Annotated in this window: 29 protein-coding genes; 15 read left to right on the forward strand and 14 right to left on the reverse strand. The window is 35.2% G+C overall.

The window, feature by feature from the left end; genetic code table 11:
- Positions 1 to 17: 17 nt before the first annotated feature.
- Positions 18 to 716 (reverse strand): LytR/AlgR family response regulator transcription factor, encoded by a 699-nt coding sequence (locus O1A01_RS04405; protein WP_066420312.1) that lies wholly within the window; start codon positions 714 to 716, stop codon positions 18 to 20.
- A gap of 176 nt (positions 717 to 892) precedes the next feature.
- On the opposite strand from O1A01_RS04405, the gene O1A01_RS04410 reads away from it, so the two are divergent.
- From O1A01_RS04410 to O1A01_RS04420, 3 genes are all read left to right on the forward strand, one after another.
- On the forward strand, positions 893 to 1,645 hold the full coding sequence (locus O1A01_RS04410; protein WP_066420313.1) for an ATP-binding cassette domain-containing protein: 753 nt from the start codon (positions 893 to 895) through the stop codon (positions 1,643 to 1,645).
- Positions 1,635 to 2,792, forward strand: a complete 1,158-nt coding sequence (locus O1A01_RS04415) for an ABC transporter permease (protein ID WP_270065660.1) — start codon at positions 1,635 to 1,637, stop codon at positions 2,790 to 2,792. The genes O1A01_RS04410 and O1A01_RS04415 overlap by 11 nt, the downstream gene beginning before the upstream one ends.
- Before the next feature lie 555 nt (positions 2,793 to 3,347).
- A complete protein-coding gene (locus O1A01_RS04420) occupies positions 3,348 to 4,493 on the forward strand; it encodes an MFS transporter (RefSeq protein ID WP_270065661.1) in 1,146 nt (381 codons plus the stop codon).
- A gap of 47 nt (positions 4,494 to 4,540) precedes the next feature.
- On the opposite strand, the gene O1A01_RS04425 is transcribed toward O1A01_RS04420, so the two are convergent.
- The 3 genes from O1A01_RS04425 to O1A01_RS04435 form a co-directional block, all read right to left on the reverse strand.
- Positions 4,541 to 5,491 (reverse strand): L-threonine 3-dehydrogenase, encoded by a 951-nt coding sequence (locus O1A01_RS04425; RefSeq protein WP_270065662.1) that lies wholly within the window; start codon positions 5,489 to 5,491, stop codon positions 4,541 to 4,543.
- A gap of 25 nt (positions 5,492 to 5,516) precedes the next feature.
- Positions 5,517 to 6,707, reverse strand: a complete 1,191-nt coding sequence (locus O1A01_RS04430) for a glycine C-acetyltransferase (protein WP_066420318.1) — start codon at positions 6,705 to 6,707, stop codon at positions 5,517 to 5,519.
- A gap of 279 nt (positions 6,708 to 6,986) precedes the next feature.
- The gene (locus O1A01_RS04435; RefSeq protein WP_270065663.1) at positions 6,987 to 8,144 is read right to left on the reverse strand and encodes an acyl-CoA dehydrogenase family protein; all 1,158 of its coding nucleotides are present in this window, start codon (positions 8,142 to 8,144) and stop codon (positions 6,987 to 6,989) included.
- 230 nt (positions 8,145 to 8,374) lie between these two features.
- On the opposite strand from O1A01_RS04435, the gene O1A01_RS04440 reads away from it, so the two are divergent.
- From O1A01_RS04440 to O1A01_RS04465, 6 genes are all read left to right on the forward strand, one after another.
- Positions 8,375 to 8,626 carry a hypothetical protein gene (locus tag O1A01_RS04440; protein ID WP_066420320.1) on the forward strand — a complete coding sequence of 84 codons (252 nt, stop codon included), beginning with the start codon at positions 8,375 to 8,377 and terminating at the stop codon, positions 8,624 to 8,626.
- A gap of 38 nt (positions 8,627 to 8,664) precedes the next feature.
- Positions 8,665 to 9,774: an NAD(P)/FAD-dependent oxidoreductase gene (locus O1A01_RS04445; protein WP_412766338.1), complete on the forward strand. Its 1,110-nt coding sequence runs from the start codon at positions 8,665 to 8,667 to the stop codon at positions 9,772 to 9,774.
- Positions 9,775 to 9,912: 138 nt separating this feature from the next.
- Entirely contained in the window at positions 9,913 to 10,332 is a 420-nt protein-coding gene (locus tag O1A01_RS04450; RefSeq protein WP_270065664.1) for a MarR family winged helix-turn-helix transcriptional regulator, read from the forward strand.
- Between the two features lie 13 nt (positions 10,333 to 10,345).
- Positions 10,346 to 11,554 (forward strand): MFS transporter, encoded by a 1,209-nt coding sequence (locus O1A01_RS04455; RefSeq protein WP_270065665.1) that lies wholly within the window; start codon positions 10,346 to 10,348, stop codon positions 11,552 to 11,554.
- A gap of 304 nt (positions 11,555 to 11,858) precedes the next feature.
- Positions 11,859 to 13,400 (forward strand): glycine betaine uptake BCCT transporter, encoded by a 1,542-nt coding sequence (locus O1A01_RS04460; protein WP_270065666.1) that lies wholly within the window; start codon positions 11,859 to 11,861, stop codon positions 13,398 to 13,400.
- Between the two features lie 89 nt (positions 13,401 to 13,489).
- Positions 13,490 to 13,618 carry a hypothetical protein gene (locus O1A01_RS04465; protein WP_268874290.1) on the forward strand — a complete coding sequence of 43 codons (129 nt, stop codon included), beginning with the start codon at positions 13,490 to 13,492 and terminating at the stop codon, positions 13,616 to 13,618.
- Between the two features lie 7 nt (positions 13,619 to 13,625).
- Here O1A01_RS04465 and O1A01_RS04470 read toward each other — a convergent pair whose 3' ends face one another.
- Positions 13,626 to 14,207 (reverse strand): CBO0543 family protein, encoded by a 582-nt coding sequence (locus tag O1A01_RS04470; RefSeq protein WP_066420328.1) that lies wholly within the window; start codon positions 14,205 to 14,207, stop codon positions 13,626 to 13,628.
- A gap of 129 nt (positions 14,208 to 14,336) precedes the next feature.
- Here O1A01_RS04470 and O1A01_RS04475 point away from each other — a divergent pair, with 129 nt between their 5' ends.
- The 3 genes from O1A01_RS04475 (at position 14,337) to O1A01_RS04485 (ending at position 17,438) form a co-directional block, all read left to right on the forward strand.
- Complete coding sequence (locus O1A01_RS04475; protein ID WP_270065667.1) at positions 14,337 to 14,681, forward strand: nuclear transport factor 2 family protein; 345 nt, start codon at positions 14,337 to 14,339, stop codon at positions 14,679 to 14,681.
- 410 nt (positions 14,682 to 15,091) lie between these two features.
- Positions 15,092 to 16,456: a Na+/H+ antiporter NhaC gene (gene nhaC, locus O1A01_RS04480; RefSeq protein ID WP_270065668.1), complete on the forward strand. Its 1,365-nt coding sequence runs from the start codon at positions 15,092 to 15,094 to the stop codon at positions 16,454 to 16,456.
- Between the two features lie 469 nt (positions 16,457 to 16,925).
- Entirely contained in the window at positions 16,926 to 17,438 is a 513-nt protein-coding gene (locus tag O1A01_RS04485; RefSeq protein WP_066420337.1) for a DoxX family protein, read from the forward strand.
- 327 nt (positions 17,439 to 17,765) lie between these two features.
- On the opposite strand, the gene O1A01_RS04490 is transcribed toward O1A01_RS04485, so the two are convergent.
- The 5 genes from O1A01_RS04490 to O1A01_RS04510 all read right to left on the reverse strand — a co-directional run bounded on the left by O1A01_RS04490 (position 17,766) and on the right by O1A01_RS04510 (position 21,259).
- Positions 17,766 to 17,939, reverse strand: coding sequence for a YfhD family protein (locus tag O1A01_RS04490; protein WP_084380753.1), 174 nt, complete (start codon positions 17,937 to 17,939; stop codon positions 17,766 to 17,768).
- 193 nt (positions 17,940 to 18,132) lie between these two features.
- Positions 18,133 to 18,261 carry a YfhE family protein gene (locus O1A01_RS04495; protein ID WP_084380751.1) on the reverse strand — a complete coding sequence of 43 codons (129 nt, stop codon included), beginning with the start codon at positions 18,259 to 18,261 and terminating at the stop codon, positions 18,133 to 18,135.
- 158 nt (positions 18,262 to 18,419) lie between these two features.
- Positions 18,420 to 18,977: a GNAT family N-acetyltransferase gene (locus O1A01_RS04500; RefSeq protein WP_270065669.1), complete on the reverse strand. Its 558-nt coding sequence runs from the start codon at positions 18,975 to 18,977 to the stop codon at positions 18,420 to 18,422.
- A gap of 236 nt (positions 18,978 to 19,213) precedes the next feature.
- The gene (locus O1A01_RS04505; protein WP_270065670.1) at positions 19,214 to 20,341 is read right to left on the reverse strand and encodes an amidohydrolase; all 1,128 of its coding nucleotides are present in this window, start codon (positions 20,339 to 20,341) and stop codon (positions 19,214 to 19,216) included.
- 9 nt (positions 20,342 to 20,350) lie between these two features.
- Positions 20,351 to 21,259 (reverse strand): TIGR01777 family oxidoreductase, encoded by a 909-nt coding sequence (locus O1A01_RS04510; RefSeq protein WP_270065671.1) that lies wholly within the window; start codon positions 21,257 to 21,259, stop codon positions 20,351 to 20,353.
- 133 nt (positions 21,260 to 21,392) lie between these two features.
- Here O1A01_RS04510 and recX point away from each other — a divergent pair, with 133 nt between their 5' ends.
- Positions 21,393 to 22,202 carry a recombination regulator RecX gene (recX, locus tag O1A01_RS04515; protein WP_270065672.1) on the forward strand — a complete coding sequence of 270 codons (810 nt, stop codon included), beginning with the start codon at positions 21,393 to 21,395 and terminating at the stop codon, positions 22,200 to 22,202.
- A 30-nt stretch (positions 22,203 to 22,232) separates the two neighbouring features.
- Here the strand turns inward: recX and O1A01_RS04520 are convergent, their stop codons facing one another.
- Positions 22,233 to 22,898, reverse strand: a complete 666-nt coding sequence (locus tag O1A01_RS04520; protein WP_270065673.1) for an SDR family NAD(P)-dependent oxidoreductase — start codon at positions 22,896 to 22,898, stop codon at positions 22,233 to 22,235.
- 98 nt (positions 22,899 to 22,996) lie between these two features.
- Between O1A01_RS04520 and O1A01_RS04525 the strand changes: the two genes are divergently transcribed.
- Positions 22,997 to 23,326 (forward strand): YfhH family protein, encoded by a 330-nt coding sequence (locus tag O1A01_RS04525; RefSeq protein WP_066421434.1) that lies wholly within the window; start codon positions 22,997 to 22,999, stop codon positions 23,324 to 23,326.
- A 60-nt stretch (positions 23,327 to 23,386) separates the two neighbouring features.
- Here O1A01_RS04525 and O1A01_RS04530 read toward each other — a convergent pair whose 3' ends face one another.
- Together O1A01_RS04530 and O1A01_RS04535 are read right to left on the reverse strand one after the other, a co-directional pair.
- Positions 23,387 to 23,554 carry a YpzG family protein gene (locus tag O1A01_RS04530; protein WP_084380749.1) on the reverse strand — a complete coding sequence of 56 codons (168 nt, stop codon included), beginning with the start codon at positions 23,552 to 23,554 and terminating at the stop codon, positions 23,387 to 23,389.
- A gap of 42 nt (positions 23,555 to 23,596) precedes the next feature.
- On the reverse strand, positions 23,597 to 23,761 hold the full coding sequence (locus O1A01_RS04535) for a small, acid-soluble spore protein K (RefSeq protein ID WP_066421431.1): 165 nt from the start codon (positions 23,759 to 23,761) through the stop codon (positions 23,597 to 23,599).
- Between the two features lie 124 nt (positions 23,762 to 23,885).
- On the opposite strand from O1A01_RS04535, the gene O1A01_RS04540 reads away from it, so the two are divergent.
- The gene (locus O1A01_RS04540) at positions 23,886 to 24,152 is read left to right on the forward strand and encodes a YfhJ family protein (protein ID WP_270066372.1); all 267 of its coding nucleotides are present in this window, start codon (positions 23,886 to 23,888) and stop codon (positions 24,150 to 24,152) included.
- Between the two features lie 29 nt (positions 24,153 to 24,181).
- Here O1A01_RS04540 and O1A01_RS04545 read toward each other — a convergent pair whose 3' ends face one another.
- Positions 24,182 to 25,168: a metal-dependent hydrolase gene (locus O1A01_RS04545; RefSeq protein ID WP_270065674.1), complete on the reverse strand. Its 987-nt coding sequence runs from the start codon at positions 25,166 to 25,168 to the stop codon at positions 24,182 to 24,184.
- Positions 25,169 to 25,231: the final 63 nt, after the last annotated feature.

Raw genomic sequence — 25,231 nt, forward strand, 5'->3', positions numbered from 1 at the left:
CAAGCGTAATCCATCCTTTAAAAATAATATTCTTGTAAAAAGTTGACTTTCTCCTTCGTTATCATTGCTTTTTGCTCTATTCCATCAAATGAGACTACGTAGGAATTTTTTGCGTAAAGTGAAAAGTTTTTAACGTAATGAATGTTTATAATAAAGGAACGGTGTGAGCGGATAAAGTCACGTTCTCTTAGTTCACCTTCCAATTCATTGAGTGTTAAATACGTCGTTATCGCTTCTGCTTTCGTGTATATCGTTGTGGAGCGACCTGACCGTTCAATGAAAATGATGTCCTTTTTTTGTAAAATATGAATATCGTTTTTTTGTTTAAGGTAAAGTCTGCCAGTAATTTCTGCTGACTTCGTCTTTTCTAAAAGGCGTTCAACGGATTTAATTAATCTTTCTTTCGGGTATGGTTTCATAATATAATCATGCACATTTAATTCAAAAGCATGGACCGCGTAGCCACTTGTCCCCGTTACGAAAATGACCGTAATATTCAGTGCGTGTGTATGAATGATATCTGCTAGTTCATAACCAGAAAGATTAGGCATTTCAATGTCAGCGATTAATACATCAATGTCTTCTTTTTTTATATGCTCATATGCTTTATCGGCAGATGTTGTAGCAAATATAATTTCGATATTAGGGATCGTCTGTACGATAGCATGCAATTTATCTAAGTCTATTTGTCTATCATCTACTAGTCCAACCTTCATGTTATCCCCGCTTTCTTTCAGACAAAGCCGTTTCCATTTATTATCTCTACATCTCATTATAAAGGAAATATTTGACCTTTTCACGACATGAAATGGAACTTTTACGACATGAAGGGGGAATAATTTCTCATTTCTTAGTATGATTACAGCATACAAAGGAAGAGGTGGAGGAAAGAATGATAGAAATACAAAATATAACGAAAACATTTCAAGATAAAAAGAAATACGTAACGGCATTAAATCACGTCTCTCTATCAATCTCTAAAGGTCAAGTGGTAGGGTTGTTAGGAGAAAATGGAGCGGGTAAAACTACGCTGTTACGATCAGTAGCAACGTTGTTGGCACCAACAGAAGGGAATATTACTGTAGCTAACTTTGACACTGTGAAGGAAGCGAATGAAATTAAACGAAAAATAGGAGTACTATTCGGTGGAGAGACTGGCCTTTATGACCGTCTTACTGCTAAAGAGAACTTAGAATACTTCGCGATGTTGTACGGGTTAAGTAAACATGAAACTAAGGTGCGAATTGAGACCTTAGCAAAAATGTTTGGAATGAAAGATTATTTAAATCGTAAAGTTGGCGGTTTTTCTAAAGGGATGCGTCAAAAGGTAGCGATTGCTCGAACGTTAATTCATAATCCGGAAATTATTTTATTTGATGAACCGACAACCGGTCTTGATATAACATCATCCAATGTGTTTCGTCAGTTAGTACATCAGCTGAAACGAGAAGGGAAAACAATTATTTTCTCGAGTCATATTATGGATGAAGTTTCGCTACTTTGCGATTCAGTCGCAATGATTCACAAAGGTGAACTCGTCTATTACGGTGATTTAGACGAACTGTACCGTAAAGAAGGTACAAATGATCTAAACTATATCTTTATGAGTAAGCTAGTAAGGGGGAACGATACAAATGCTTCGTAATATATATTTAAAAGAGATAAAAGATAGTTTTAGAGATAGACGAACGTTGTTATTAACCGTTCTGTTGCCACTAGTTATGATGACAGGGTTAACTTTCTTTTACGAAAGCTTAATGTCTGATGGCGATGGCGATGTTTATAATTTAGCAGTTTCTGAAGCTATCAGTGAAGAAGAGAAAGCGATATTACAAGGATATGAAAATATAAAAATAATACTAGTTCAAAATCCAGAGGAGATGGTACAGGAAGGGGAAGCACATGCGGCGCTCCTTTTTGAAGAAGGATTTATTGAAAAAATAAATAATGGAGATGAAGCGGGAGTGACTATATTAGGAGATTCCTTTAGTCAAAAATCATCTTTTCTTATGAATCTTGTGTCGTCTGCTCTTACTGTTCTTGAAAAAGATGTGATATCAACCCGTCTTACTACGTTAGGATTGGACACACAATTAGTACAGCCAATTAGTGTACATTATCAAGAGCTTGCAGAGGATAATACGAGTGCTAATCTTTTAGCGATGTTAATTCCGTTAATTTTAGCATTAGCAATTGGGGTAGGTGCAGGTCCAGCTGCTTCTGATTTATTCGCTGGTGAGGAAGAACGAAAAACGATGGAAGCATTATTAATGACACCGGTAAAAAGGTCAACATTGTTGTTAGCTAAATGGCTAACCATATCAACAATCGGCGCTCTAACAGGGATCATAACGTTATTAGTAGTTTCAATCGAAATTTATTTCTTTACGGAAAATTTAAAACAGTCTTTATCTGGACACGAAAATCTCCTATTAATTATGGGAATTGCAATTGTCATCGCCATCGTGTATGCAATGTTAGTAGCGTCCATTTTAATGGTTACGAGTATTGCGGCAAAAACGGTAAAAGAATCACAAAGTTATAGTTCGCCAATTATGATGTTAACGGTGTTCCCGTTAATGATTATTACTGGGATAGGTGTAAATGAGTTAGCTTTTCATCATTTTGCGATTCCGATTTTAAATTTGTTTAGTTTATTGAAGGAGTTAATTGTTGGAGTTGTAAATTACGAGCATATATTCATTACGATTGGAAGTAATATCATTTGTTTAGCTATTTTATTTGTTGTAGGTAGAATTATGTTTTTGAAAGATAAGTGGGTAATGAATTGATAGAATGTAGGGGGGCTGTCCTAAAAGTCAGTAGAAACTGACTTTTAGGACTTTTTTTGTTCGTTATCCTTATAAGGAGTCTAAAAATATCATTGGTTGATAGTACAAATTTTTCATTATGTGTAGTTTGCACAGATGTTGGTTTAATCGTATTAATAGAGGAAGAGCACTGTATATACGTATATTGAACCAACTATCTGAATGAAATCTATTCAAACAAAACAGTGGAAAAACGATAAGGTTTCTCCACTGTTTTGAGACTTATTAGACAGCCTCTTTTTATTTTTATATTTAAAAAGTGTCTGACTTGAGCTGAAAATTGCTTATATGGAACAGTATAGGTGAGAAGTGGAACACAACTGATAAGAAATGGAATAGAAATGATAGTAACTGGAACAGGTGAGGGTCAAATCAAAGGTAAATATATGTTGAATTCGTCTTTTTCTTGCAAGTCACAATGTTGAAACAAAAAAGTAATACTCTCCTCTTTTTTAGTGGCAGAATTGGAGTAAACTAAAGGATGAAAAGAGTTTTTTGGTAAGAAGGTGTGAAAGGTTGCGTTTATTATATATCGTTGTTATCGTTGCGTTTATTGATACTTTTTCACAGTTACCAATTATTGCGCCGTTTGCAGTGAGTGTTGGAGCCACTCCGTTAATAGTAGGTATCGTAATTGGGATGTACTCGTTTTCTAACATAGTCGGTAACATAATCTCCGGGTTGTTAATCGATAGAATTGGAGCGAAGGTTATTCTTTGGATTGGGATGGTGGCGGTAGGTATCGTCTTGTTCTTTTATTCTTTAGTAACAACACCTACTGAACTATTGATTGTTCGTTTTTTACACGGCCTAGTAGGGGGGTTGATCGTCCCGGCTGCATTCGTATTAATTAGTACGATGAAAAAGCGAGATGTGAAAAAAGGGAAAGCGATGGCATATTCAGGAGCGGCTGTTGGTGTTGCAGCAATTATTGGTCCTGCACTCGGTGGAGTGTTAACAAGTAAATTTGGATACGATGCTTTATTTTATTTAATCTCCACGCTAATGGTTGTATTCGGTATGTTTACGTTATTTTTTATTAAGTATGAAAAGGTGGATTCGAAATTAAAAACAAGTAAAGAAGGAAGTAACTTTAAATTAGTAACACCTTTAATTCATTCGTATTTGTCGATATTTATATTATTGTATACGTTAGGATTATTAACGTATACTTTACCGCTAAAGGTAGAAAATTTGTTATTGAATTCGAGTACTACCGGAATATTGTTAAGTGTGTTCGGTATTGTAGCCATTTTATTTTTCTTATTACCAACTAATAAATTGTACGATCAAGCGAGAAAGTCAGTTTTAATGAATATTGGGTTATTTTTAATCGCCCTATCGTTAGTTGCCTTATCATTGTCTAATGGGATATTAACTTTACTTCTATCGATGGCCGTTTTTGGAATTGGCTTTGCTTATATTTTCCCATCAACTAGTGCGACAGTGATGGAGTATTCAGGAGAATCTAGACAAGGAATAGCATTCGGGATTTTTTATTCGTGCTTTTCTTTAGGAGTTGTAACGGGATCTTTCGTTGCGGGGCTTTTAGCATTACAAGCCAATGAGTTATTCAGATTCGGTTCGATAACTGTTGTATCTATTGTATTTATCTTTATGTTCATTACAAGCAAAAAGAAAAAGCAAGCATTGGACAATTAAATGTCTATGCTTGCTTTTTTTTAGTAATAAAAATTGTAAGGCTAGAATTACACGCCTAATTTCACTTTCAATTTGTCTAGCATATCGACTGTCATTTTTTCTAAGTCGTACTCTGCCTTGAAGCCCCATTCTTCTTTTGCAGATGTGCAATCGATAGAATTAGGCCAGCTATCTGCAATCGTTTGACGAACAGGGTCTACATTATAATCAATTCTAAAGTTAGGAATATGCTTACGTATTTCTGCCGCAATTTGTTCAGGTTCAAAGCTCATTGCTGTTACGTTAAATGAGTTACGATGACTTAATGCTGCTGGATCTGCTTCCATTAAATCGACAATTGCGTTTAAAGCGTCTGGCATATACATCATGTCCATATACGTGTTTTTATCAATATAGGAAGTATATTTACCGTTTTTGAGCGCTTCATAATAAATTTCTACCGCATAATCAGTCGTACCACCACCTGGAGGAGCAACGTAAGAAATTAAACCAGGGAAACGAAGTCCACGTGTGTCTACACCGAATTTATGAAAATAGTAGTCGCATAATAATTCTCCAGCTACTTTATTGACACCGTACATAGTAGTTGGACGTTGAATCGTATCTTGTGGTGTTAAATCTTTCGGTGTCATTGGACCGAATGCTCCAATAGAACTTGGAGTGAAAAATTGTGTATTTAGTTCACGTGCAACTTCAAGAGCGTTTACTAATCCGCCCATATTTAAATTCCATGCAAGTAGCGGTTTCGCTTCCGCTGTAGCAGATAGTAGTGCTGCTAAATGGACTACTGTATCCACGTCATATTTTTTCGCGATATGAAACATTCCTTTTGCGTCCGTAACGTCTAATATTTCAAACGGTCCGCTCTTTACAACATCACTGCCGTTATCACGTATGTCTGTAGCGATAACGTTCGTATCACCATAAATGTCCCTTAATTTCATCGTTAGCTCTGATCCAATTTGTCCAAGCGCTCCGGTTAATAATATTTTCTTCATTATTGATTTCCCCCAAATAAAACGATTAAATGATGTTTAATTCTTTACCAACCTTTTCGTAAATAGAGATAGCTTCGTCTAACATTTCTTTCGTATGAGCTGCAGTTGGCATGTTGCGAACACGTCCTGTTCCTTGTGGTACTGTTGGGAAGACGATTGATTTTGCATACACACCTTCTTCATAGAGACGTTTACTGAAAGTTTGTGTTAATGTTTCATCCCCAATAATACAAGGAGTAATCGGAGTTTCGCTGTCGCCAATATTAAAGCCTAAATCTTTCAATCCTTTTTTCAAGTAATCACCATTTTCCCATAGGCGATCATGAAGCTCTGTGCTTTCCATTAATATTTCAAGTGAACGAATACATGCCGCAATATCAGCTGGTGGTAATGAAGTAGAAAAAAGAAATGGTCTACTTCTTACTTTTAACCAATCAATTAATTCTTGTTTACCAGCAACGTATCCACCTACGACACCGATCGCTTTCGATAGTGTGCCAATTTGGAAGTCTACCTTATCAGAAAGTCCGAAATGTTTAACTGTGCCTGCACCTTTACCTAATACACCAGATCCATGTGCATCATCTACGTATGTGATGAGGTCGAATTCTTCTGCAATTTCTACGATTTCTGGTAGTTTCGCAACGTCACCATCCATAGAGAACACGCCATCTGTAATGACCATAATTTTGTTATATTGCCCAGATTCTTTAGCTGCCTTTGCTTTAGCTCTTAAATCATCCATGTCAGAGTGATTGAAGCGAATGATTTTTGCTTTCGATAAACGGCATCCATCAATAATAGAAGCATGGTTTAGTTCGTCAGAAAGGATTGCGTCGTTTTTATCCATTACTGCAGATATAGCAGCCATATTACAATTGAACCCAGACTGGTAAGCGATAGCAGCTTCTGTATGTTTAAATTTTGCAATTGTATCTTCAAGCTTCGTGTGAAGAGAAAGTGTCCCGTTAATAGTACGTACTGCTCCGGCTCCAACCCCGAATTCTTCAATTGCTTTTGTAGCAACTTCTTTTAATCTTTCATCTGTAGCTAAACCTAAATAGTTGTTAGAGGAAAGGTTAATTAATTCTTTCCCGTTAATTTTAATTTTTGAACCGTTAGGACTTTCCAATGGATCAATGACGTTATATAAGCCTTTCCCTTTTAAATCATCAAGATGGTGTTGTAAAAATTGATCTAATACATTACTAGACATTTAATGAGCCTCCTTATTATGAATAAAACGCTTACCTGTTTATTGTGCAAGGATAAGTGTTTTTATGTAGTGTACACTTTATTTTTGTAAAAACCTTATTATATAAAGTATTATACAACATTATATTCATATGTGCTACTTTAATTGTTTGTCTACAAAAGACACAAGACTTATCCTTATAACAGTTAGAGTGTGCAATCAACTATGTCTAATACTCTGAACATATAAGAATAAGACTGTTTCCACATTATGAAAGTGGTAACAGTCTTATGGAAAGTTCTACTCTTCAAGTGCTTTTTTGGCTAATAGGGATAGAGTAATATCATCGGATGGGGGATTATGCAATCCAGCACGTACATCACGATAATAACGTTGTAAAGGGGAAGATAATTGTAAGCTTTGTGCGCCAACTATTCTCATAGCTTCATCGACAATTTCGATTGCTGAGTTTGTTACAGTATATTTCACTGCTGCAAGCTCTTCGATAAGTTCTTCTCTTTTTGTCGGGTGTTCATCCCAATTTCTAGCGACACTATATAAAAAATGGCGTGCCGTCATTAATTTGACGTCCATTTTTCCGATTCTTTCTCTAACTTTTGGAACTTCCTTAATTGGATGTGGCAAACTGTTAGGTTGATATTCTTTTGCGAATTTGACTGCTTCATTTCTTGCTGCAATAGCAATACCTAAATAGCATGCAGGGATGTGTAAAAGCCAACCTTGTGGTTTATTTTGACGTACTACTTTCGTTTGAATTAAGGCATCTTCTGTCACTATAACGTTATCTAATAGTAAATCATCACTTCGCGTTGCTCGCATGCTCATCGTTTCCCAAGTTTCTTCAATCGATAAGCCTTTCACATCTCGAGGAAGTATAAATTCTCCAACATCACCCGTCTCTTCAATAGTGGCCGAGATGATAAAATAATCTAATATAGGTGCTAAAGATGCAAATGATTTACGACCATTTATAATCCAGTTACCGTCCACATTTTTAGCGGTAGTAGTTGGCTTTCCACCTCTAGCAGGGCTGCCCGTTTCTTTTTCAGAATGTGCACTGTTAAGAAGTTTTTGATGTTCGACAACTTCCTTACAAATGTGTTCGAACGTTTGCTTTGGCCAAGGTCTGTACGTAGCAACGTTCATAAGTATTCCTAAATGCCAGCCAAGACATAAGGCGGTTGGACCATCTCCTTGGGCAATGGTTTCTTGTAGCAAAAGAAAATCGTAGAGACCGCCACCTTTGCCACCATATTCTTTTGGAATAGTTAAATCTAAAAGTTGTGCTTTTTTAATATCAGCGAAATTATCGAAAGGAAAAGCCGCTTGCTCATCATGAAAAGCTGCTCTTTCAGAAAAGATTTGTGCAAGTTGACTTGCTTTTTCAACTAATTCGGATTGTGATTTTGTGGTGGAAAAATTAGTTATGCCGTTCATTTTAACACGAGTCTCCTCTCATTTATTCTAAACTTGAAAGATGTTTATACTTGTTTGTGAATTACTTCAAATAAAATAATCAATTCATTTTTCTGAGTTTATCTTATCATATCAGTTGGATGCATATGGAATTTTAAGCTTTCATTATTACACATGAAGATGTGGGCTAGTAACGAAAACTAGATTATACTATTTGTAAGAGAAACAAGAATAAGAATGGGAGTGGAAGAATGAATAAAACATTGGCAGCAGTTGGATGCTTCTTTATTTTTATATCGGCGTTTTTATTTGGTGTAAAACATATAACAGCTGCGATTACAATTTCTTATGTTAATAGTGTTCAAACGAATTACTTTGCTGGAGGCTATGAATCAATTGAAACGGGTATTACTTTTTGGACGATATTATCATTATTATTCGGGTTACTGTTATTAGTTTATAGTTTGTGGGGGAATGTAAGAAAATTACGTGGGACTAAATAATTATTTTATATTGTTGTAATGGAAAGGCGTGAATTTGTGTGATTGTAGTAATTGGAGCTGGTGTAGTCGGTGCTTCCGCAGCATATCACTTAGCGAAGGCAGGAGCAGACGTAACAGTCATTGATCGATTCGATCGGGGGCAGGCAACAGATGCTGCAGCAGGTATTGTTTGTCCATGGCTTTCACAACGTCGCAATAAAGCATGGTATGAATTAGTGAAAGGTGGCGCTCGTCATTATCCACAATTAATAAAACAATTAAAAGCAGATGGAGAAACAGAAACGGGCTATAAGCAAGTTGGTGCTATTAGTATTCATTCTGATATAGAAAAATTAGAGAAAATGGCAGAAAGAGCGAGAACTCGTCGGGAAGATGCACCGGAAATAGGTGAGATAAAAATACTATCTCCTGAGGAAACGAAAAAACTATTTCCACCTATAAGCGAAGAGTACGGTTCTGTTTATGTTAGTGGAGGAGCAAGAGTAAACGGACGTGCATTACGAGATGCCCTTATTAGAGCGGCGCAAAAAAATGGTGCGAAGTTTATAAACGGAGATGCAAGTCTTGTAATAGATGAAGATGAAATAAAAGGTGTAAAAGTTAATAGTATGGAGCTAGAAGTTGAAAAAGTAATAATTACAGCAGGAGCTTGGGCAAAAGAGCTTTTTCAATCACATCGTATTAATTTTGATGTCACTCCTCAAAAAGCACAAATTGTACATTTAGAAATAGAGGATGAAACGACGAACGATTGGCCGGTTGTCATGCCGCCGAATAATCAATACATGTTAACTTTCAAAGATGGAAAGGTTGTAATTGGGGCCACTCATGAAGATGATGTCGGTTTTGACACACGTGTGACGGCAGGTGGGTTAAATGAAATATTTTCAAAGGCACTTCAAGTTGCACCAGGTCTTTCAGAGGCAACAGTAGTAGAAACTCGGGTCGGTTTTCGTCCATTTACCCCTGGCTTTCTTCCAATTATCGGTGAAGTCCCAACGATAAAAGGAGCATTTGTCGTGAACGGATTAGGAGCATCAGGCTTAACAAGCGGTCCATATTTAGGAAGCGAGATTGCTAAGCTTACACTAGGAGAGCCATTAGAAATAGATATTAGTCTATATGAAGTCGGTAATGCTTTTATGTAAAAAAACGGTGTTTGCCAAAAGGGCTAACACCGTTTTTTATTTGGTTCGGTAGAAAGGCAGCTTCCCTTGTTATACCAATATAAAAATGATATACTTACCTAGGTAAGTAATTAGTAGTAAAGGTGTTGGAACGAGAAAATGGAAGATAGTCTTCAATTGTTTCATAAAATTCATCAGTTATCACGAAAAGTAATTAAAGATAATAATCAAATTTTACAGCCGTTCACCATTTATAGTGGGCAATGGACTGTTTTGTACGTTTTGAAAACACAAGGTACCCAAACAATTTCCGAGCTTTCGGATTATTTATCGGTTGAAGCGCCACCGATGACTAGAATGATACAACGGTTAGAAAAGCAAGGATATGTAGTTCGGACAACAGGAGAGGATAAGCGAGTCAAACGTATTCAGCTTACCGAAAAAGCATTGCTAGAATATCCTAAATGGGAAGAAGCTATTGCGAAAAGAAACGAGGAAATCATGAGTAATTTATCATCAAAAGAAGAGCTGCTTACGCTGTTAAATGAAATGTTAGAGCAGATTAACACCAAAAAGTAAGGAGGGAAAATGGATGGAAACACAAAAACTATGGACAAAAAGTTTTATTTCTGTTGCATTGAGTAACTTTTTTGCATTTGTAGCTTTTTATTATTTATTAGTCATTTTCCCTGTATACGCAATTACGGAATATAAAACTAGTGAAACGATTGCTGGATTATTTGTCACGGTATTTATTCTTTCCGCTATTATTATACGACCAATCGCAGGGAGATGGATTAATACACTTGGGAAAAGGAAAGTATTAATGATGTCTCTCCTTCTATTTTTTATAGGATCACTACTCTATACGTTTATAGAATCGGTCACGGGATTATTAATTCTTCGATTTTTTCATGGGATTGGGTTTGGGATGATCACAACAATTATGGGAGCGATTGTTGCAGATATAATTCCTGAAAAACGTAGAGGAGAAGGAATGGGATATTATGCATTAACGATGAACTTAGCGATGGTTATTGGTCCGTTTTTAGGTTTAACTGCGATTCAAAATTGGGGTATGAATACGACATTCCTTATAAGTGTAATCTTTTCATTCCTAGCTCTTTTAATAGGTATTAACTTATTGTTTGAACAAAAAGGGATGACGAATGCAAAATCAGAAAAAGAGGTTGGAAGCTTTAAAATCGGTGATCTGTTTGAAGGAAGTGCAGTCCGAATTTCGCTAGTTGCAGCATTTTTTGCGGTAACTCATGCTTCAATCCTTTCGTTTGTTTCCGTTTATGCTGCCGAAATAGGCTTAGTAAAAGCGGGTAGTTATTTTTTCGTTGTTTATGCAGTAGTACTTTTAATATCACGTCCGTTTACGGGAAAATGGTATGACCGTTATGGTGAGAACGCAATAATATATCCTTCCTTACTATTATTTGCTGTAGGTTTATTTTTGTTAAGTTCTGCTGATTCAGCCTTCTTATTCTTACTATCAGCTGCTTTTATTGGCCTTGGATGGGGAACCACTTTCCCAAGCTTACAAACGATTGCGATTTCCCAAGCACCACCACATAAGCGTGGGCTTGCAACGGCAACGTTCCTTTCTATATTCGATTTAGGAATTGCTTTCGGTTCGTTTGCTGTTGGTGTTATTGGAGCGGCGTACGGATTTGGCTTATTGTATCTCGTAAACTCGTTTTACGTATTTATAGGTATAGCAGTTTACTATGTATTACATGGTAAAATAAGTGCTCTTTTAAGAAAAAAAGAGGCTAACAGTATTATAGAATAAGATCAAAAAGTCTATTTTTAATGTTCGTTAAAAATAGACTTTTTTGACGTTTATATCCCTAAAAAAATGTTTTGAGTTTATCTTAACTAAAAATAGGGTACAGAAAAATACGGTAAGAAAGCAAAAGTGAGTATTCCAATCTATTTGTAAGTATTTATATATCTACTACCTGTAATTTTTATATGTTCTAAGAAAATGGAAGGATATCATGAAAAACAATGGAATACCGCATTTTATTTAAACCCGACATTATGGTTAAATTTTATAGGTACACAAAAAAAGAGAATAAAGGAAGTGCATGAATTTGGGTAAAGGTGATAGGACAGTCTTTAAAGTATCCGTTGGGATAGCAGCTATATTCGTATTAATCGGTGTGCTAATTCCAGAACAGTTAGGTGCAGCGATGGGAGTTGCGCAAAGCTCTATTTTAGAAAATTTCGGTTGGTTTTATCAACTCGTTGTAACATTTATCCTCATATTCGCCATTTATTTAATCTTCAGTAAGTATGGAAAAATTAAGTTAGGTCCTAAAGATTCAAAACCTGATTATTCACGACCAACTTGGTTTGCAATGTTATTCTCCGCTGGAATGGGTATCGGACTATTATTTTATGGTATTTCCGAACCAGTTTCTCACTTTTCATCACCTCCAATGGGTGAGGGATCAACAGAACAATCCGCGATTTTAGGAATGAGATACACTTGGCTTCATTGGGGATTACACGCATGGGCTATTTATGCCGTTGTAGCATTAGCACTTGCATATCAGAAATTTAAAAAGAATGCACCAGGATTAATGAGTGCCACTTTATATCCTGTACTTGGTGAAAAGGTGAAAGGTCCTATAGGTAAAACAGTTGATGTAGTGGCTGTTTTCGCTACATTATTTGGAGTAGCAGCCTCATTAGGTTTAGGGTCGCAGCAAATAAACGCTGGATTAGAATATTTAGTCGGTATACCAAATAACTTTACCGTTCAAATGTTAATAATGGCGATTATTACTGTACTTTTCATCATTTCAGCAAATACAGGAATTTCGAAAGGAATAAAATATTTAAGTAATATAAATATGTCCCTAGCAGTTTTATTGTTTTTTACAATGCTTATTTTAGGGCCAACGCTATTCCTATTAAATATGTTTAGTACTACGTTAGGTAGTTACATTCAAAACTTACCAAATATGGGATTACGTTTATCTCCATTTAATGCGCAAGAAGCAGCGTGGACACAAGGATGGACGGTCTTTTACTGGGCATGGTGGGTTTCATGGACACCGTTCGTCGGTATGTTCATTGCTCGTGTATCTAGAGGAAGAACGATTCGTGAATTTATGATAGCGGTATTACTTGTCCCAACTTTAGTTTGTGGTTTATGGTTCACTGTTTTCGGTGGAACGGGTATTTATTTAGAGTTAGTTCAAGGGTTAAATGTTTCAGGTCAAGGATTCGAAACAGCAATATTCTATGTGTTTGAACATTTACCGCTAGGTGCTTTACTATCAGTCTTAACAGTTGCGCTCGTAACGACCTTCTTCGTAACATCTGCTGACTCCGCAACGTTCGTTTTAGGAATGTTAACATCTAACGGGTCGTTAAACCCTTCGAATAAAGTAAAAATGACTTGGGCGGTTATTTTAGTTGCTTCTACATCAGTCTTACTGTATTCAGGAGGATTGACGGGGCTACAAACGGCCATTATCGTTAGCGCCTTACCACTAACAATTATTGTATTAATAATGTGTTATGGCATCGTAAAAGCTTTACAAAAAGATGTGAAAGAAACAGTAACTACAGAAGTAAAACAAAAAAGCACTATTTCAACAAAAAAAGAATCAAAAACAGCTTAGGTTTGTTTAAATTGCTCCTTCTCTGCAGAAAAAGATGCTCGTAATTTGAGCATCTTTTTTATATACATACGTTCTAGGAGGTGAGAAAAGTGTTTAATGACAAAAAAGTTATTTGTCCAAGGTGTCATATTCCAATGGATGATTTGTATGAGCGGAGTTTCGGTGCGATCGAAACGGTTAACGAATGTCCTATGTGTAATGGATTAGTTCAAGTTTAACTCTTTATTAGTCAGGAATCTTTTTACCTCTATATTCAAAATATGAAAACAAATTCGTCAGCCATTTTGAAATTACGAAAATGATAATGTAAAAAATGAACAAATAAAGTACATTAGCCCACAAATGCCATTCAATAAGATTATGAGATTTTAGTATTGGTTTAAATATAAAAGCTAAAAATCCACTAAGTAGTGTTCCGTACAGATAAAAGTTTTTTTTATTATTTAAAGCCCATTGATATAGTAACATAAATGACACAGGAATGAGGGAGACATCTAAACTAAAGTTTACATGTAGTATTGGAATCGCTTGATAAGGGTACGAGATAAGGCCAAAACGCACTAACGTTGTGTCAAAATATGTAAAAAGAATATGCACACTAAAACCGAAAAAACCTAAATGAAATGCTTTTGTCCGATCGATTTTAAAATATAAAATGATCAAAGGGACCGTTAACATTAAGACATTTACCCAAAACTGCCACGTATCAAAACTCGAAAATTTCCACCAATATTCAATCCAGTCAAATGCGGTTTCTCTTCCTTCTGTAACTAGTCTATTTAGAAATTGCTTTTGCTCTTGCTCCAACGCTATTCCTCCTAGCTAACATCTTACGCTTATCGTTGCCGAATGAAGGGGAAAACATACAAATAGCATATCTCCTATATATTTTTTCTATGATATATTTAGTTAATAAAAGATGTAAAGGGGTTATAAATGATGGAGAATATATATGCAAAACTAGCTCAAGAACAATTAGATGCATACAATAATCAAGATATTGAGGCGTTTTTAGCAGTTTATAGTGATGATGTGGAAATTTTAGTCTTCCCATCTAACGAATTGCAGTACAAAGGGATAGAATTAATGAGAGAAAGATATTCCAATCTTTTTAAGGAAAACCCAAATCAACACGCAGCACTTTTGTCTAGAATGACTAAAAATAATATTGTAATCGATCATGAGCATGTGACTGGGAGAGCGAACGGTCGAGAAGTGTTTGCAATTGCTATGTATGAAGTGACAGACGGAAAAATCAGTAAAGTGTGGTTTGTGAAATAAAAACTCATATTGACAGAATTCAATTATCCGTTTATATTAAATAATAACTTTATTGCATAAAAGCGTTTAAGTGTAAAAGAAAATATGTGAACTCTGTATGATAGTAGTCATTTAAAATATAAAAGATAGAGACTAGATGGTTGGTGCAAATCTAGGTATTTAAAATGATGAAGTACACATACGTTTAGTGAGTTGCTTATGAGAAAGTGAACAAAGTTGTTACTTTGTTAATTAGGGTGGTACCGCGGAGCCTCTTCGTCCCTTGTTCTAAGGGATAGAAGGGCTTTTTTTAGTCTGAAAAACTCTCATAATATTCACTATAAAAAATGAAAGGTGGTGTTATTGATGTTAAGTGATTATGACTATCAGATATTCTTTCGGAAACGTAAAACAACAACGGAGGTCTCAACATGAAGCAAGTTTCTAAATGGCAGGCAATATTTCTATTAACAAGTATTATATTGATAATTTCTACGTCACTACTATTATTTTCAGCAGAACCGCATGTTTCTATATTCTTCAGCATTATACTACTTATCTTATTTGTCCTCGTAACAAAAAGGCCATGGTCCCTTATAGAGGAAGGCATGAAAAATGGTATTTCATCAGTAATTAATCCGATTATCTTATTTATATTTATTGGGATTCTAATTGCAATCCTAATGTTAAGCGGTACAATACCTACTATTATTTATTTTGGAAGTACATTTATGTCACCAACATTCTTTTTACCAAGTGTCTTTATTATTACTTCTATTATTGGTAGTTGTTTAGGAAGTGCGTTTACAACTATTTCTACCGTCGGAGTTGCACTACTGGCTGTTGGATCATTAATGGGGATTGATTCAGCTATTATTGCAGGTGCAATTGTGTCAGGAGCATATTTAGGGGATAAAATGTCTCCACTTTCCGACACTACGAATTTGGCCGCAGCTGTATGTAAAGTAGATTTGTTTGAACATATTAAACATATGCTTTGGACAACCATCCCGGCCTTTATAATGACGTTACTATTATTGACATTCGTCGGCTTTTTCCTTAACTGGTCTCCGGAGCAGGTAGGAACAAATTCTGAGATTGTTATTTTAAAAGAAACAGGATTGGTTCACAGTTTGTCACTTATACCACTATTACTAATATTTTTATTAGCTTGGAAAAGAGTACCCGCTATTCTTGTATTGTTAAGTGGTATAATGGCTGGTTTAATTTTAGCTTTCATTATTAATCCTAACTTGTCTATCACAACTATTATGAATGTAATCCAAAACGGTTTTACGATTGAAACAGGTTCTGAATCAATCAATTCAATGCTTAATCGTGGCGGAATACAAAGTATGTTATGGTCTATTTCTCTCGTCATCTTAACACTTACGATGGGAGGAATTATTCAAGCTTTAGGACTGTTAGAGAAAATTTTTGAATCCATTCAAAAGGTTGCGACAACTACTGGAAGGTTAGTATTAGCGGTAGCATTTACAGCAATCGGAATTAATGTAACGGTTGGCGAGCAATATTTATCTATACTGCTCACCGGGAATGTATATAAAGATGAATTTGATAAAAGAGGATTAAGTAATAAAAATTTATCAAAAATAATTGAGGATGCGGGAACAGTAATTAACCCATTAATACCTTATGGAGTAAGTGGTGTGTTTATTGCTTCTGTTCTTAATGTTCCTGTTATTGAGTATTTACCGTTTGCTTTTTTCTGTCTCCTTAGCCCGTTATTGTCGATATTTTATGGATTCACAGGGATTAGCATGAAAAAGGTGTAAGTTGCTATAAAAGGAAAGGGTGTATAATCCACTCTTTCTTTTTATCAACAACCAAACACCTTGTATATCAAGATATCAACAGACTTATCAACATAATCCACAATCGCGTTTAGGGAAAAAGGACTATTGAACATAAATATAGATAGGTGATAATACCTTGAATAAAAGGGGAGGTTATTTAGATAGTCCACATAATTCACAGTGCTGTTAATAACTTATATACATCAAAAAAACATTATGAACGATTTGTGAACTGTATTGTAAAGTATTAATTTATATAGTATATTTAAGTCAGAAAGTAAGTGAAACATTTCACAAACTTTCTAAACGATCTAAAGCCGGCTTAATTAAATTTTTTTAAATACTATTGTGAAACACTTCACAATCAAAAAACGAACTCATATTTTTTTAACTTAACTTGTGAATAATTTCACAAAGATTAAATTCTAATTATTAGGAGGAAACAATCATGACATTTTTAAAAGGACCTAAAATGGCGGTAATTTGGACAGTATTAAGAGTTTGGTTAGGTGTTCAATGGTTACAGGCTGGTATAAATAAAGTAGGAGTATTCGATGCAACAGGATTTTTACACGGAACAATCGCTAAATCTCAAGGTGAAAATGCTATCGTTAAAGGATGGTATGCAACATTTGTAGAACAATTTGCTTTACCGAATGTAGAACTATTCAATGTTTTAATCCCTTGGGGTGAAGTATTAGTTGGTATCGGATTAATCTTAGGTGCAGCAACTATTCCAGCTTTACTTGCAGCAGCATTCATGAACTTAAACTTCTTATTAGCAGGAACAATTAGCACAAATCCTATCCTTTATACAGCTGCAATGATCCTATTATTCGCAGGTGCTGCTAGCTACTTCTACGGTGTTGACCGATTTGCTGTAAAATATATTAAAGAAAAAATGAATGCTAAAAAAGCTACTAATACTAAAAAAGATGTAAAACCGGCTCCAGTTCACTAAAACTAAAAAACGGGGCTATCCAATAAATGTTAAAACAGTGGAGAAACGAATCGTTTTTCCACTGTTTTATTTGTATTGAGATCTTAAAGAGATTGGGACTTAGCTATTTTCATCAAAATAATAAACGAACAAAAAAAATACGGGAAAAACTCGCTCCGGAAATATACTTCGCTTTCCGCGGGCGGCTGGTGAGCCTCCTCGTGCTGCGCACTGCGGGGTCTCACCTATGCCTTTCCTCCCGCTGGGGTCTCCGTATATTTCCTCCGCTAATCCTGTGATAGTTCATTTTTTTATCATAATCAATTTAGTTTTGTCTTAGCTTCAGCCCTATTTAAAATTATCGGTCTTGCTGTTTTGACGAATTCCTGCTGCTGCAGCTCTTGCTTGTGCTTCCATATCTTCATGGTCAGCGTGCTCTCTTGAAAATTCTACATCAATACCATCTGATTTCATATTTTCTGGAACTTGTGGTAATTTGCTTTTTTGACTACGATTTCCCATTGTACTGCCTCCTTTAGCATGTTATTAATTATTACTTCTTTATGATTTCCGCAAATAGTTGGAAAATGAATAGTATTTTTTGGAGTATGGATATTAAACGGAAAGAAAGTGGGTTAAATCAGAACTTAGCGTAATCAGTTCAAACAAAGAAAAAATGGCGTTCATTAGACGCCATTTTCACATTCATTATGTTTTATCGGCTATTTTTACCTGTATAACCGCCAGCATTATCTGCCATTTTAAATTCACGAGAATATGTAACTTCCTGCATACTACTTAACGTACTTTTTGTTCGCTCTCTACGCTTTTTTTCTTTTGACATGATAAGCCTCCTTTGTACATATGTACTACATCATTAGGATGAACTTTACATACTAAAAATATACGTAGTTATTTTTGTCCTTTTGTGTTTAAATGTAGAATTCGTTTTTTCTCCCTAGCTTAAATAAAAATAAAAAAACAGAGCCGCTGAGACTCTGTTTACGCTTCTTTAAGGTGTTGCTCTTCTTGTATATCTTGACTGCGTAATTTGTATAATGTGTATTGATCTTTTGAAATTTCGTAAAGATTATAAATGTCTTCACCATTGTTAATTTGATTAAATAAATTCATTCTCGTTTCGTTAGCTAGTATTGCGTAAGGGAGTTTCTCGACTGCCTTAGTAGAACGAATGTTAATTTTTCGTACTCGCATAAAAATAGATTGAATATCTAATTCATAAAATAATTCATCAAAAAATTGGTCTTTTGCAATTTGATTGTAACCTTTTCCGTGATACGGCTTACCTAACCAAGTTCCGAGAAATCCTGCACCGTCTTGTACGTCGAATAAATTAATAGTTCCGATTGGAGCGCCCCATTCATCTAGGATAGTACGAGAAACAAGTTGGCCTTGCTCTTCTGCTTCTATCGTTTGTTTTGTTAAGAATAGAAACTCTTCATACGAATAAGCTTTATGACGTACAAAAGGGAAGACTTCTGGATGCACCATCAATTCGTAAAGTTCTTGAGCCTCTTGAAGATCTCGTTTCTTTAGCATCGCTATCCCTCCAAATGAGGGCAGAAAAGTATCCATCATAGAGATAGATTCTCCACCCTCGAAATTTTTTAACTTGCAAAAAATTTCGGGGTGGGAATCGAACCCACTAGAACCAGTTACCTGGTGGCGCACCATTTGCCTTCCCTAACGCTTTCATACAAAGTAGCAGTTAGTTTATTACATTTGATTTTCTTCTAGTATCATACTCGATTTTCGGATAAAAAGAAACAACTTTTTTACCTATTTTTTTGGTAAATTATTTCACCATTTATCATCGTCCAAAGAGGCTTTGCAAAGAAGTGAAAAGGGTGATGAGACCATAGAACTAAATCAGCATCTTTTCCAATTTCTATACTACCGATTCTATTATCAACTTGTAGGTTTTTGGCGGGATTTATAGTAATTGCTTCTAAAGCTTTTTGTTCACTTAGCCCTTCTCTTACAGCAATGGCTGCACATATGTTTAAATATTGAATTGGTGTGTAGGGGTGATCGGTAGTAATAGAAACTTCAACATTATGGTTAGTTAATATTTCGCACGTTTTCCAAGTTTTATTTTTTAATTCAATTTTTGATTTTCTAGTCATCGTTGGACCAACACAAACTTTTAATTTGCGATTCATTAATTCTTTTGCAATTAAATGACCTTCCGTACAATGCTCGATACGTAAGTCTAAATCGAATTCATCGGCAAATCTAATCGCTGACATTATATCGTCCGCTCGGTGTGCATGGATGCGAACGGGTATTTTTCTCTCTAACGCTAAGACAATTGGTTTTACGCGAAGAGAGTCTTTATCCTCGCTCTTTTTTGCATCATAAAATGCCTCTCTTAGCATGCCCATAATTCCCATTCTCGTAATGGAATCTTTGTTCCCTTGACTATGAATTCGTTTCGGATTTTCCCCTAAAGCTACTTTTAATCCGGCCGTTTCTTTAATAATCATGTCTAAAATGTTGACACCGGCTGTTTTAATGACGGATGTTGTTCCACCAATAACGTTAGCGCTTCCTGGCATGATATGGACTGTCGTTATTCCGTAAGAAACAGCATCATGGAATGCTTGATCCAAAGGGTGTACGCCATCAATTGCTCGAATATGTGGTGTAAGAGGTTCGATTGTTTCGTTTGCATCGTTACCTGCCCAACCTGTTCCTTCATCATAAAGACCGAGGTGAGAATGTACATCAATAAACCCTGGAAATAAATAACGATTATCGCCTTCTACTATTTGAACATTTTCTTTAGAATGAAACTCCTTACCAAACGCCAATATTTTGCCGTTTTCAACTAAAACGTAACCGTTGAAGACAGGGGCTGTCGTAACAGGATAAATATTTACATTTTTTATAAGTGTTTTCATATCCCACTCCTATGTTTCGTTTTGTAGTATATTTTTCAAAGCTTTTTCTAAAGTAGGAAATAGAAAATGATAATCATGTAATTTAGTTGGTAGTACTTTTTGCCCTTCTAATATTAATAAACTCATTTCACCAAGTGCTAATTTAATTGGTAAGGCTGGTGTGGGGAACCAATGGGGCCTTTTTAAAACACGACCTAACGTTTGACCAAATTCTTTCATTTTTAACGGTTGAGGTGAAACAAAATTTACAGGTCCTTCGATAGTGTTCGTTTGTAAACAATAATTCAGACCTTGAACAACGTCATCAATATGTATCCATGACATCCATTGTTCACCAGAGCCTAAATTCCCTCCTGCAAATAGCTTATACGGAATTAATAGTTTTGGTAGTGCTCCTTCATTTTTATCTAAAATAATTCCAAATCTTGCTAGAACGGTACGTACTCCTATAGCCTCTGCTTTACGAGCTGTTTTTTCCCAATCTTTCACCGTCGATGCTAAAAAGTCATGTCCAGGTGTAACGCAATCTTCTGTGAATGTTTCTGAATAGGAAGTTCCATAAAAACCTATAGCGCTGGCATTAATTAATACTTTTGGTTTAATAGGAAGTGCTGTTATAATGCGGATTACTTCATTTGTCGCTTGAATTCGGCTATTTTTTATCCGTTCTTTTCGTTTTTTAGTCCACCGGCCACTATTAATCGACTCACCAGCAAGGTTAATAAAAGCATCAACGTCTTTTAATGACTCTTCAGGACAATCACCGCTATTTAACCAACTTACGTATGTTAACTTCGGTGAAGAGTTATTGTTACTAATATTTCTAGTTAATACATATACTTCATGACCTTGCTTAATTAATATGTTCGTTAAAGCTTTACCGACTAAACCAGTACCACCAGAAATAGCAATTTTCATATCTTTTGCCCTCCTTTCTTTTAATGTATTGTTTTTTTTCTATTTAGACAAACATTTTAGTAAGTCAGCCTCATTTTTTCGTTTTAAATATCATTTTTACTGTGTTACATTACAAGTAGAGAGGTGAAACGTTATGGGTGTTATTACAAAAATTCAAGTACAGAAAAATAATAAAAGTCGTTTTAATATATATATGGATAATGGTAGTGGAGAAGAATACGCATTTGCAGTTAGTGAGGATACATTAATAAAATTTCATTTAAGTAAAGGAAAAGAATTAGATGAACTAGAAATAGAAGAAATTTTATATGGTGATCAAATACATAAAGCAACGTTAGCCGCGATGAACTTCTTATCGTATCGAATGAGAACTAGGAAAGAAATAGAAGATTTTTTAGTGGAGAAAGAAATTGAATCATTCGTACGTGCAGAAGTAATAAAAAAGCTAGAGGAACAGCTATTAATTAATGATATGGAGTTTTCGAGAGCTTACGTACGAACGCAAATGAATACAACATTAAAAGGCCCAGAGGTAATTGCACGAGAGTTAAAAGAGAAGGGAGTCTCCACTTCTATAATAGAGGAAGCATTAGTAGAATTTTCTTTCTCCACACAGCTTGAGCATGTAGTGAAACTTATCGATAAATATTCAGGGAAGTATCGAAAAGATTCCTATAAAATAATGTTACAAAAGCTGGATATGACTTTAAAAAGAAAAGGTTACCCTACCACAGTCATTCAAGAAGCTTTTAAAAATGTCGAAATAGAGCAAGATACTACGGAAGAGTGGGAAAGCCTTCAAAAAGCAGCAGAAAAGTACGAAAGGAAATACGAAAAGCTGCCACCTTATGAATATAAAATGAAGTTGAAGGGAGCCCTTTATAGAAAAGGTTTTCCGATGGAATTAATTGACCGTTATGTTGAAGAGATAGAAGAAGATTAGGAGTACGTTAACACGTGCTCCTTAAACTATTTAAACAAAAATATCATCCGTACCATTTTCATCTTCTTTAATAATTTTTTTAGCAATTTCTTTAGGGGGACGAAGTCTCGATTTATCTTTTATATGATCAGATTTCTCCCAAAAAGGAGTATCCATACCACCCATGTAAACTGCTTTAATATTTAATTTACCTTCATATTCCTTCTGTAAACTTTCTGTAAAGCCTCTAATGGCAAACTTGGAAGCAACGTAAACACTTTCATTTACTTTCCCCTTTTGCCCAGCAGTAGAAATAATATTGAAAACTTTACCATTTCTATGTTTAAGCAGGTGTGGGAGTACAATCTTTGTCATATATATAGTACCTTTTACATTCGTGTTTATCATCGTTTCTATTTCATCTAAAGATAGTGCGGTAAAAGGTCCGAATGATCCGATACCAGCATTGTTAATTAAAAAATTAACATTATGATGCTTTAATATTTTGTGTACACTATGCTCTAATTCGTTAACGTTAGTAATATCGATCGTATATACCTCGGCATGGCCACCCATTTCTTCAATTAAAAGTTGGACTTCTTTTAAAGGTAATAATTTTCTACCAGTAAGTATAATGGTGTTCCCTTTTTTTGCGTATGCTAATGCAAGTTCTTTCCCTAGACCTGTACCAGCGCCAGTTATTAAAATTGTGTTCATTTAAAAAACTCCTTTATTAGATTCTAAACATATTTTCTTCTCAAGTAAACAGTGCTATGCTTGATTTATAAGAGCAAAACATTAGGGGGATACCTTTTATGGAAATGCAAAAAAGATATAGTGAATTGTCATCACATGAATTACGTCAAGAAATTGCTACCTTAAAGGAAAAGGCTCGGAAAGCAGAGCAATTAGGGATTGTAAACGAATATGCTGTTTTAGAAAGAAAAATATTAATGGCTCAAGCCTATATGTTACATCCTGATGAGTACAAGCCAGGAGAAGTATATGAATTGGAAGGCGATCCAGGTGTATTTTTTGAGATTGATTATATGAACGGGATTTTTGCCTGGGGTAGAAGAATTCATAATAATGTAGTAAGTAAAGAACAAGAAGGAATTCCAATATCTATGTTTTTGAAAAAATAAAGAAAGAAGTGCAGAGTAACCACCTCTGCACTTCCTTTGTTTTTAGGGGTAGTGGTATAATTATGATCTTTTTCGCGTTTGTCTGTGTAAAATAATGATATTTTGAGCTTCTTGTGTTTCACCATTTACTTGTCGATACGTATGTTTCCTATGAGCGTTTGGTTGAGGAAAAGGATGATCGTCACTCGCAAAACGGTGATTAAAATGAGTTTTATTTTTATGACCCATTCGTTAAAACCTCCTAAGTTTAATAATTGTGTAAGTCAATTATTAATACGTATTATCTTGACGCTGTCCAGATGCACGCATGCGTTCTTGAGGATGGGTATTTATCGTTCCGTTTGCACGTTTCGAAGCATATTCTGCTTTCGCTCTAGGTTCACCTTCTAATTTGTTATTATGTTGATTAGGGAAACCACGCTCTTTGTTTCTCATTCGTATCTCCTCCAAACGTAGGCGAAATTGTGCAAAGCATCATTTTCATGCACAACTATAATATTTGATTTTTACCCCTAATATATGTGTTAATACAAATAGTGAAATGAAACCAGTTGAGGTGATGATTTTGAATGAATATATTGAACAATTAACTGATAGACTGTTGAAACAAAATCAACATTTAACGTATAACCAAGCACGTGCATGGGTTGAGCATTTGTGGGAGGACTTTGAATCGACTTATGCAAAAGCAGGTTATGAATATAAAGGAAAAGAAATGACAGCTAAAATAGTTGTTCAGTGGATAGATAACCACGGTGCAACATTGCATGAGTTTCTTTCCAATAATCCGAAATATGCCCACTTATTCACCGATTTAAAACATTAAAAACTAGGCAATCAATGCCTAGTTTTGTTTTATGTCTCGTTTGGAATTAAGTCTAATTTGCTACGAAGTTTTTCTTCACTGAAGATCCACCCTGTGTATGAGCTAACGATATTTAAGTCGAAATCAAGCTGAACGACAGCAACGAAAGGGTAATAGCCTTTACTACGATAACGTAAATCTATAAAGCGAACCTCGTAGTGGTCACTATATTCTTCCATTTCCCATCTGTACACTGGAGAAAAGGATAGAAATGCAGCAACGTTATCGTCCAGTTTTGCAGCGGCAATAATCGCATTGTCAGGAAGTGGTACTTTCTCAAACGTATCATGAATGATAATCTTATTTAGTACTGCTCTTGCTACATAAAAGTTCTGGTCAGTCGTAATCGCTAAATGCCATTGATTAAAATGAATAGTAGGAGAAATAATGATGCTTTTTGAACTAGGTATCATAGACTTAACTTTCTTTAATACATTTTGTTGCATCTGGTACCGAAGCACGTAATATCCAATGAGAATAACGTAAATAACGAGAAATGTATATTGTGGCGAGAATCCGAACGCCCATAAGATTAACCCAAATATGTGCATACCAAAAATAAAAGCATCAAAAGTATTGATGATACCAAGAGCAATCCATTTCTTTGTGAAAGGTCTTAATGCTTGTGTTCCGTATGCATTAAAAATATCAACAAAGACATGTAAAATGACAGCTAGAAACGTCCAAAGCCATAAGTGGAAAAGACTAGCTTCTGGGAGAAACAAATAGATTATGCCACTTATGAGAATTGGCCATAAAATGACAGCAGGAATAGAATGTGTTATTCCTCGGTGGTTTTTTATATATTTAGCGTTATTTTTTAATTTTAATATCGTATCTAAATCAGGAGCTTGCGAACCGATAAGAGCTCCAATCATTATAGCTTTCGCTGTTTCGGGATGGCTTGAGACAACAGGATCAATTGTTGCAATTGTACCAATTGCAATTCCCATCACGATATGTGTACCAGTATCCAATGTCCTTTTGGCCTCCTCAAAATTATTAAACCTTTTTATAATAAATGAATGCTTAATTTTCTA

The organism is Sutcliffiella sp. NC1, assembly GCF_027594365.1.
Classification (GTDB): Bacteria; Bacillota; Bacilli; order Bacillales; family Bacillaceae_I; genus Sutcliffiella; species Sutcliffiella cohnii.

Coding starts and splice junctions, on each gene's coding strand:
- O1A01_RS04405 (WP_066420312.1), bottom strand. CDS start 716: ATGAAGGTTGGACTAGTAGATGATAGACAAATAGACTTAGATAAATTG.
- O1A01_RS04410 (WP_066420313.1), top strand. CDS start 893: ATGATAGAAATACAAAATATAACGAAAACATTTCAAGATAAAAAGAAA.
- O1A01_RS04415 (WP_270065660.1), top strand. CDS start 1,635: ATGCTTCGTAATATATATTTAAAAGAGATAAAAGATAGTTTTAGAGAT.
- O1A01_RS04425 (WP_270065662.1), bottom strand. CDS start 5,491: ATGAAGAAAATATTATTAACCGGAGCGCTTGGACAAATTGGATCAGAG.
- O1A01_RS04430 (WP_066420318.1), bottom strand. CDS start 6,707: ATGTCTAGTAATGTATTAGATCAATTTTTACAACACCATCTTGATGAT.
- O1A01_RS04435 (WP_270065663.1), bottom strand. CDS start 8,144: ATGAACGGCATAACTAATTTTTCCACCACAAAATCACAATCCGAATTA.
- O1A01_RS04440 (WP_066420320.1), top strand. CDS start 8,375: ATGAATAAAACATTGGCAGCAGTTGGATGCTTCTTTATTTTTATATCG.
- O1A01_RS04450 (WP_270065664.1), top strand. CDS start 9,913: ATGGAAGATAGTCTTCAATTGTTTCATAAAATTCATCAGTTATCACGA.
- O1A01_RS04455 (WP_270065665.1), top strand. CDS start 10,346: ATGGAAACACAAAAACTATGGACAAAAAGTTTTATTTCTGTTGCATTG.
- O1A01_RS04475 (WP_270065667.1), top strand. CDS start 14,337: ATGATGGAGAATATATATGCAAAACTAGCTCAAGAACAATTAGATGCA.
- nhaC (WP_270065668.1), top strand. CDS start 15,092: ATGAAGCAAGTTTCTAAATGGCAGGCAATATTTCTATTAACAAGTATT.
- O1A01_RS04485 (WP_066420337.1), top strand. CDS start 16,926: ATGACATTTTTAAAAGGACCTAAAATGGCGGTAATTTGGACAGTATTA.
- O1A01_RS04490 (WP_084380753.1), bottom strand. CDS start 17,939: ATGGGAAATCGTAGTCAAAAAAGCAAATTACCACAAGTTCCAGAAAAT.
- O1A01_RS04495 (WP_084380751.1), bottom strand. CDS start 18,261: ATGTCAAAAGAAAAAAAGCGTAGAGAGCGAACAAAAAGTACGTTAAGT.
- O1A01_RS04500 (WP_270065669.1), bottom strand. CDS start 18,977: ATGCTAAAGAAACGAGATCTTCAAGAGGCTCAAGAACTTTACGAATTG.
- O1A01_RS04505 (WP_270065670.1), bottom strand. CDS start 20,341: ATGAAAACACTTATAAAAAATGTAAATATTTATCCTGTTACGACAGCC.
- O1A01_RS04510 (WP_270065671.1), bottom strand. CDS start 21,259: ATGAAAATTGCTATTTCTGGTGGTACTGGTTTAGTCGGTAAAGCTTTA.
- recX (WP_270065672.1), top strand. CDS start 21,393: ATGGGTGTTATTACAAAAATTCAAGTACAGAAAAATAATAAAAGTCGT.
- O1A01_RS04520 (WP_270065673.1), bottom strand. CDS start 22,898: ATGAACACAATTTTAATAACTGGCGCTGGTACAGGTCTAGGGAAAGAA.
- O1A01_RS04525 (WP_066421434.1), top strand. CDS start 22,997: ATGGAAATGCAAAAAAGATATAGTGAATTGTCATCACATGAATTACGT.
- O1A01_RS04530 (WP_084380749.1), bottom strand. CDS start 23,554: ATGGGTCATAAAAATAAAACTCATTTTAATCACCGTTTTGCGAGTGAC.
- O1A01_RS04535 (WP_066421431.1), bottom strand. CDS start 23,761: ATGAGAAACAAAGAGCGTGGTTTCCCTAATCAACATAATAACAAATTA.
- O1A01_RS04540 (WP_270066372.1), top strand. CDS start 23,886: ATGATTTTGAATGAATATATTGAACAATTAACTGATAGACTGTTGAAA.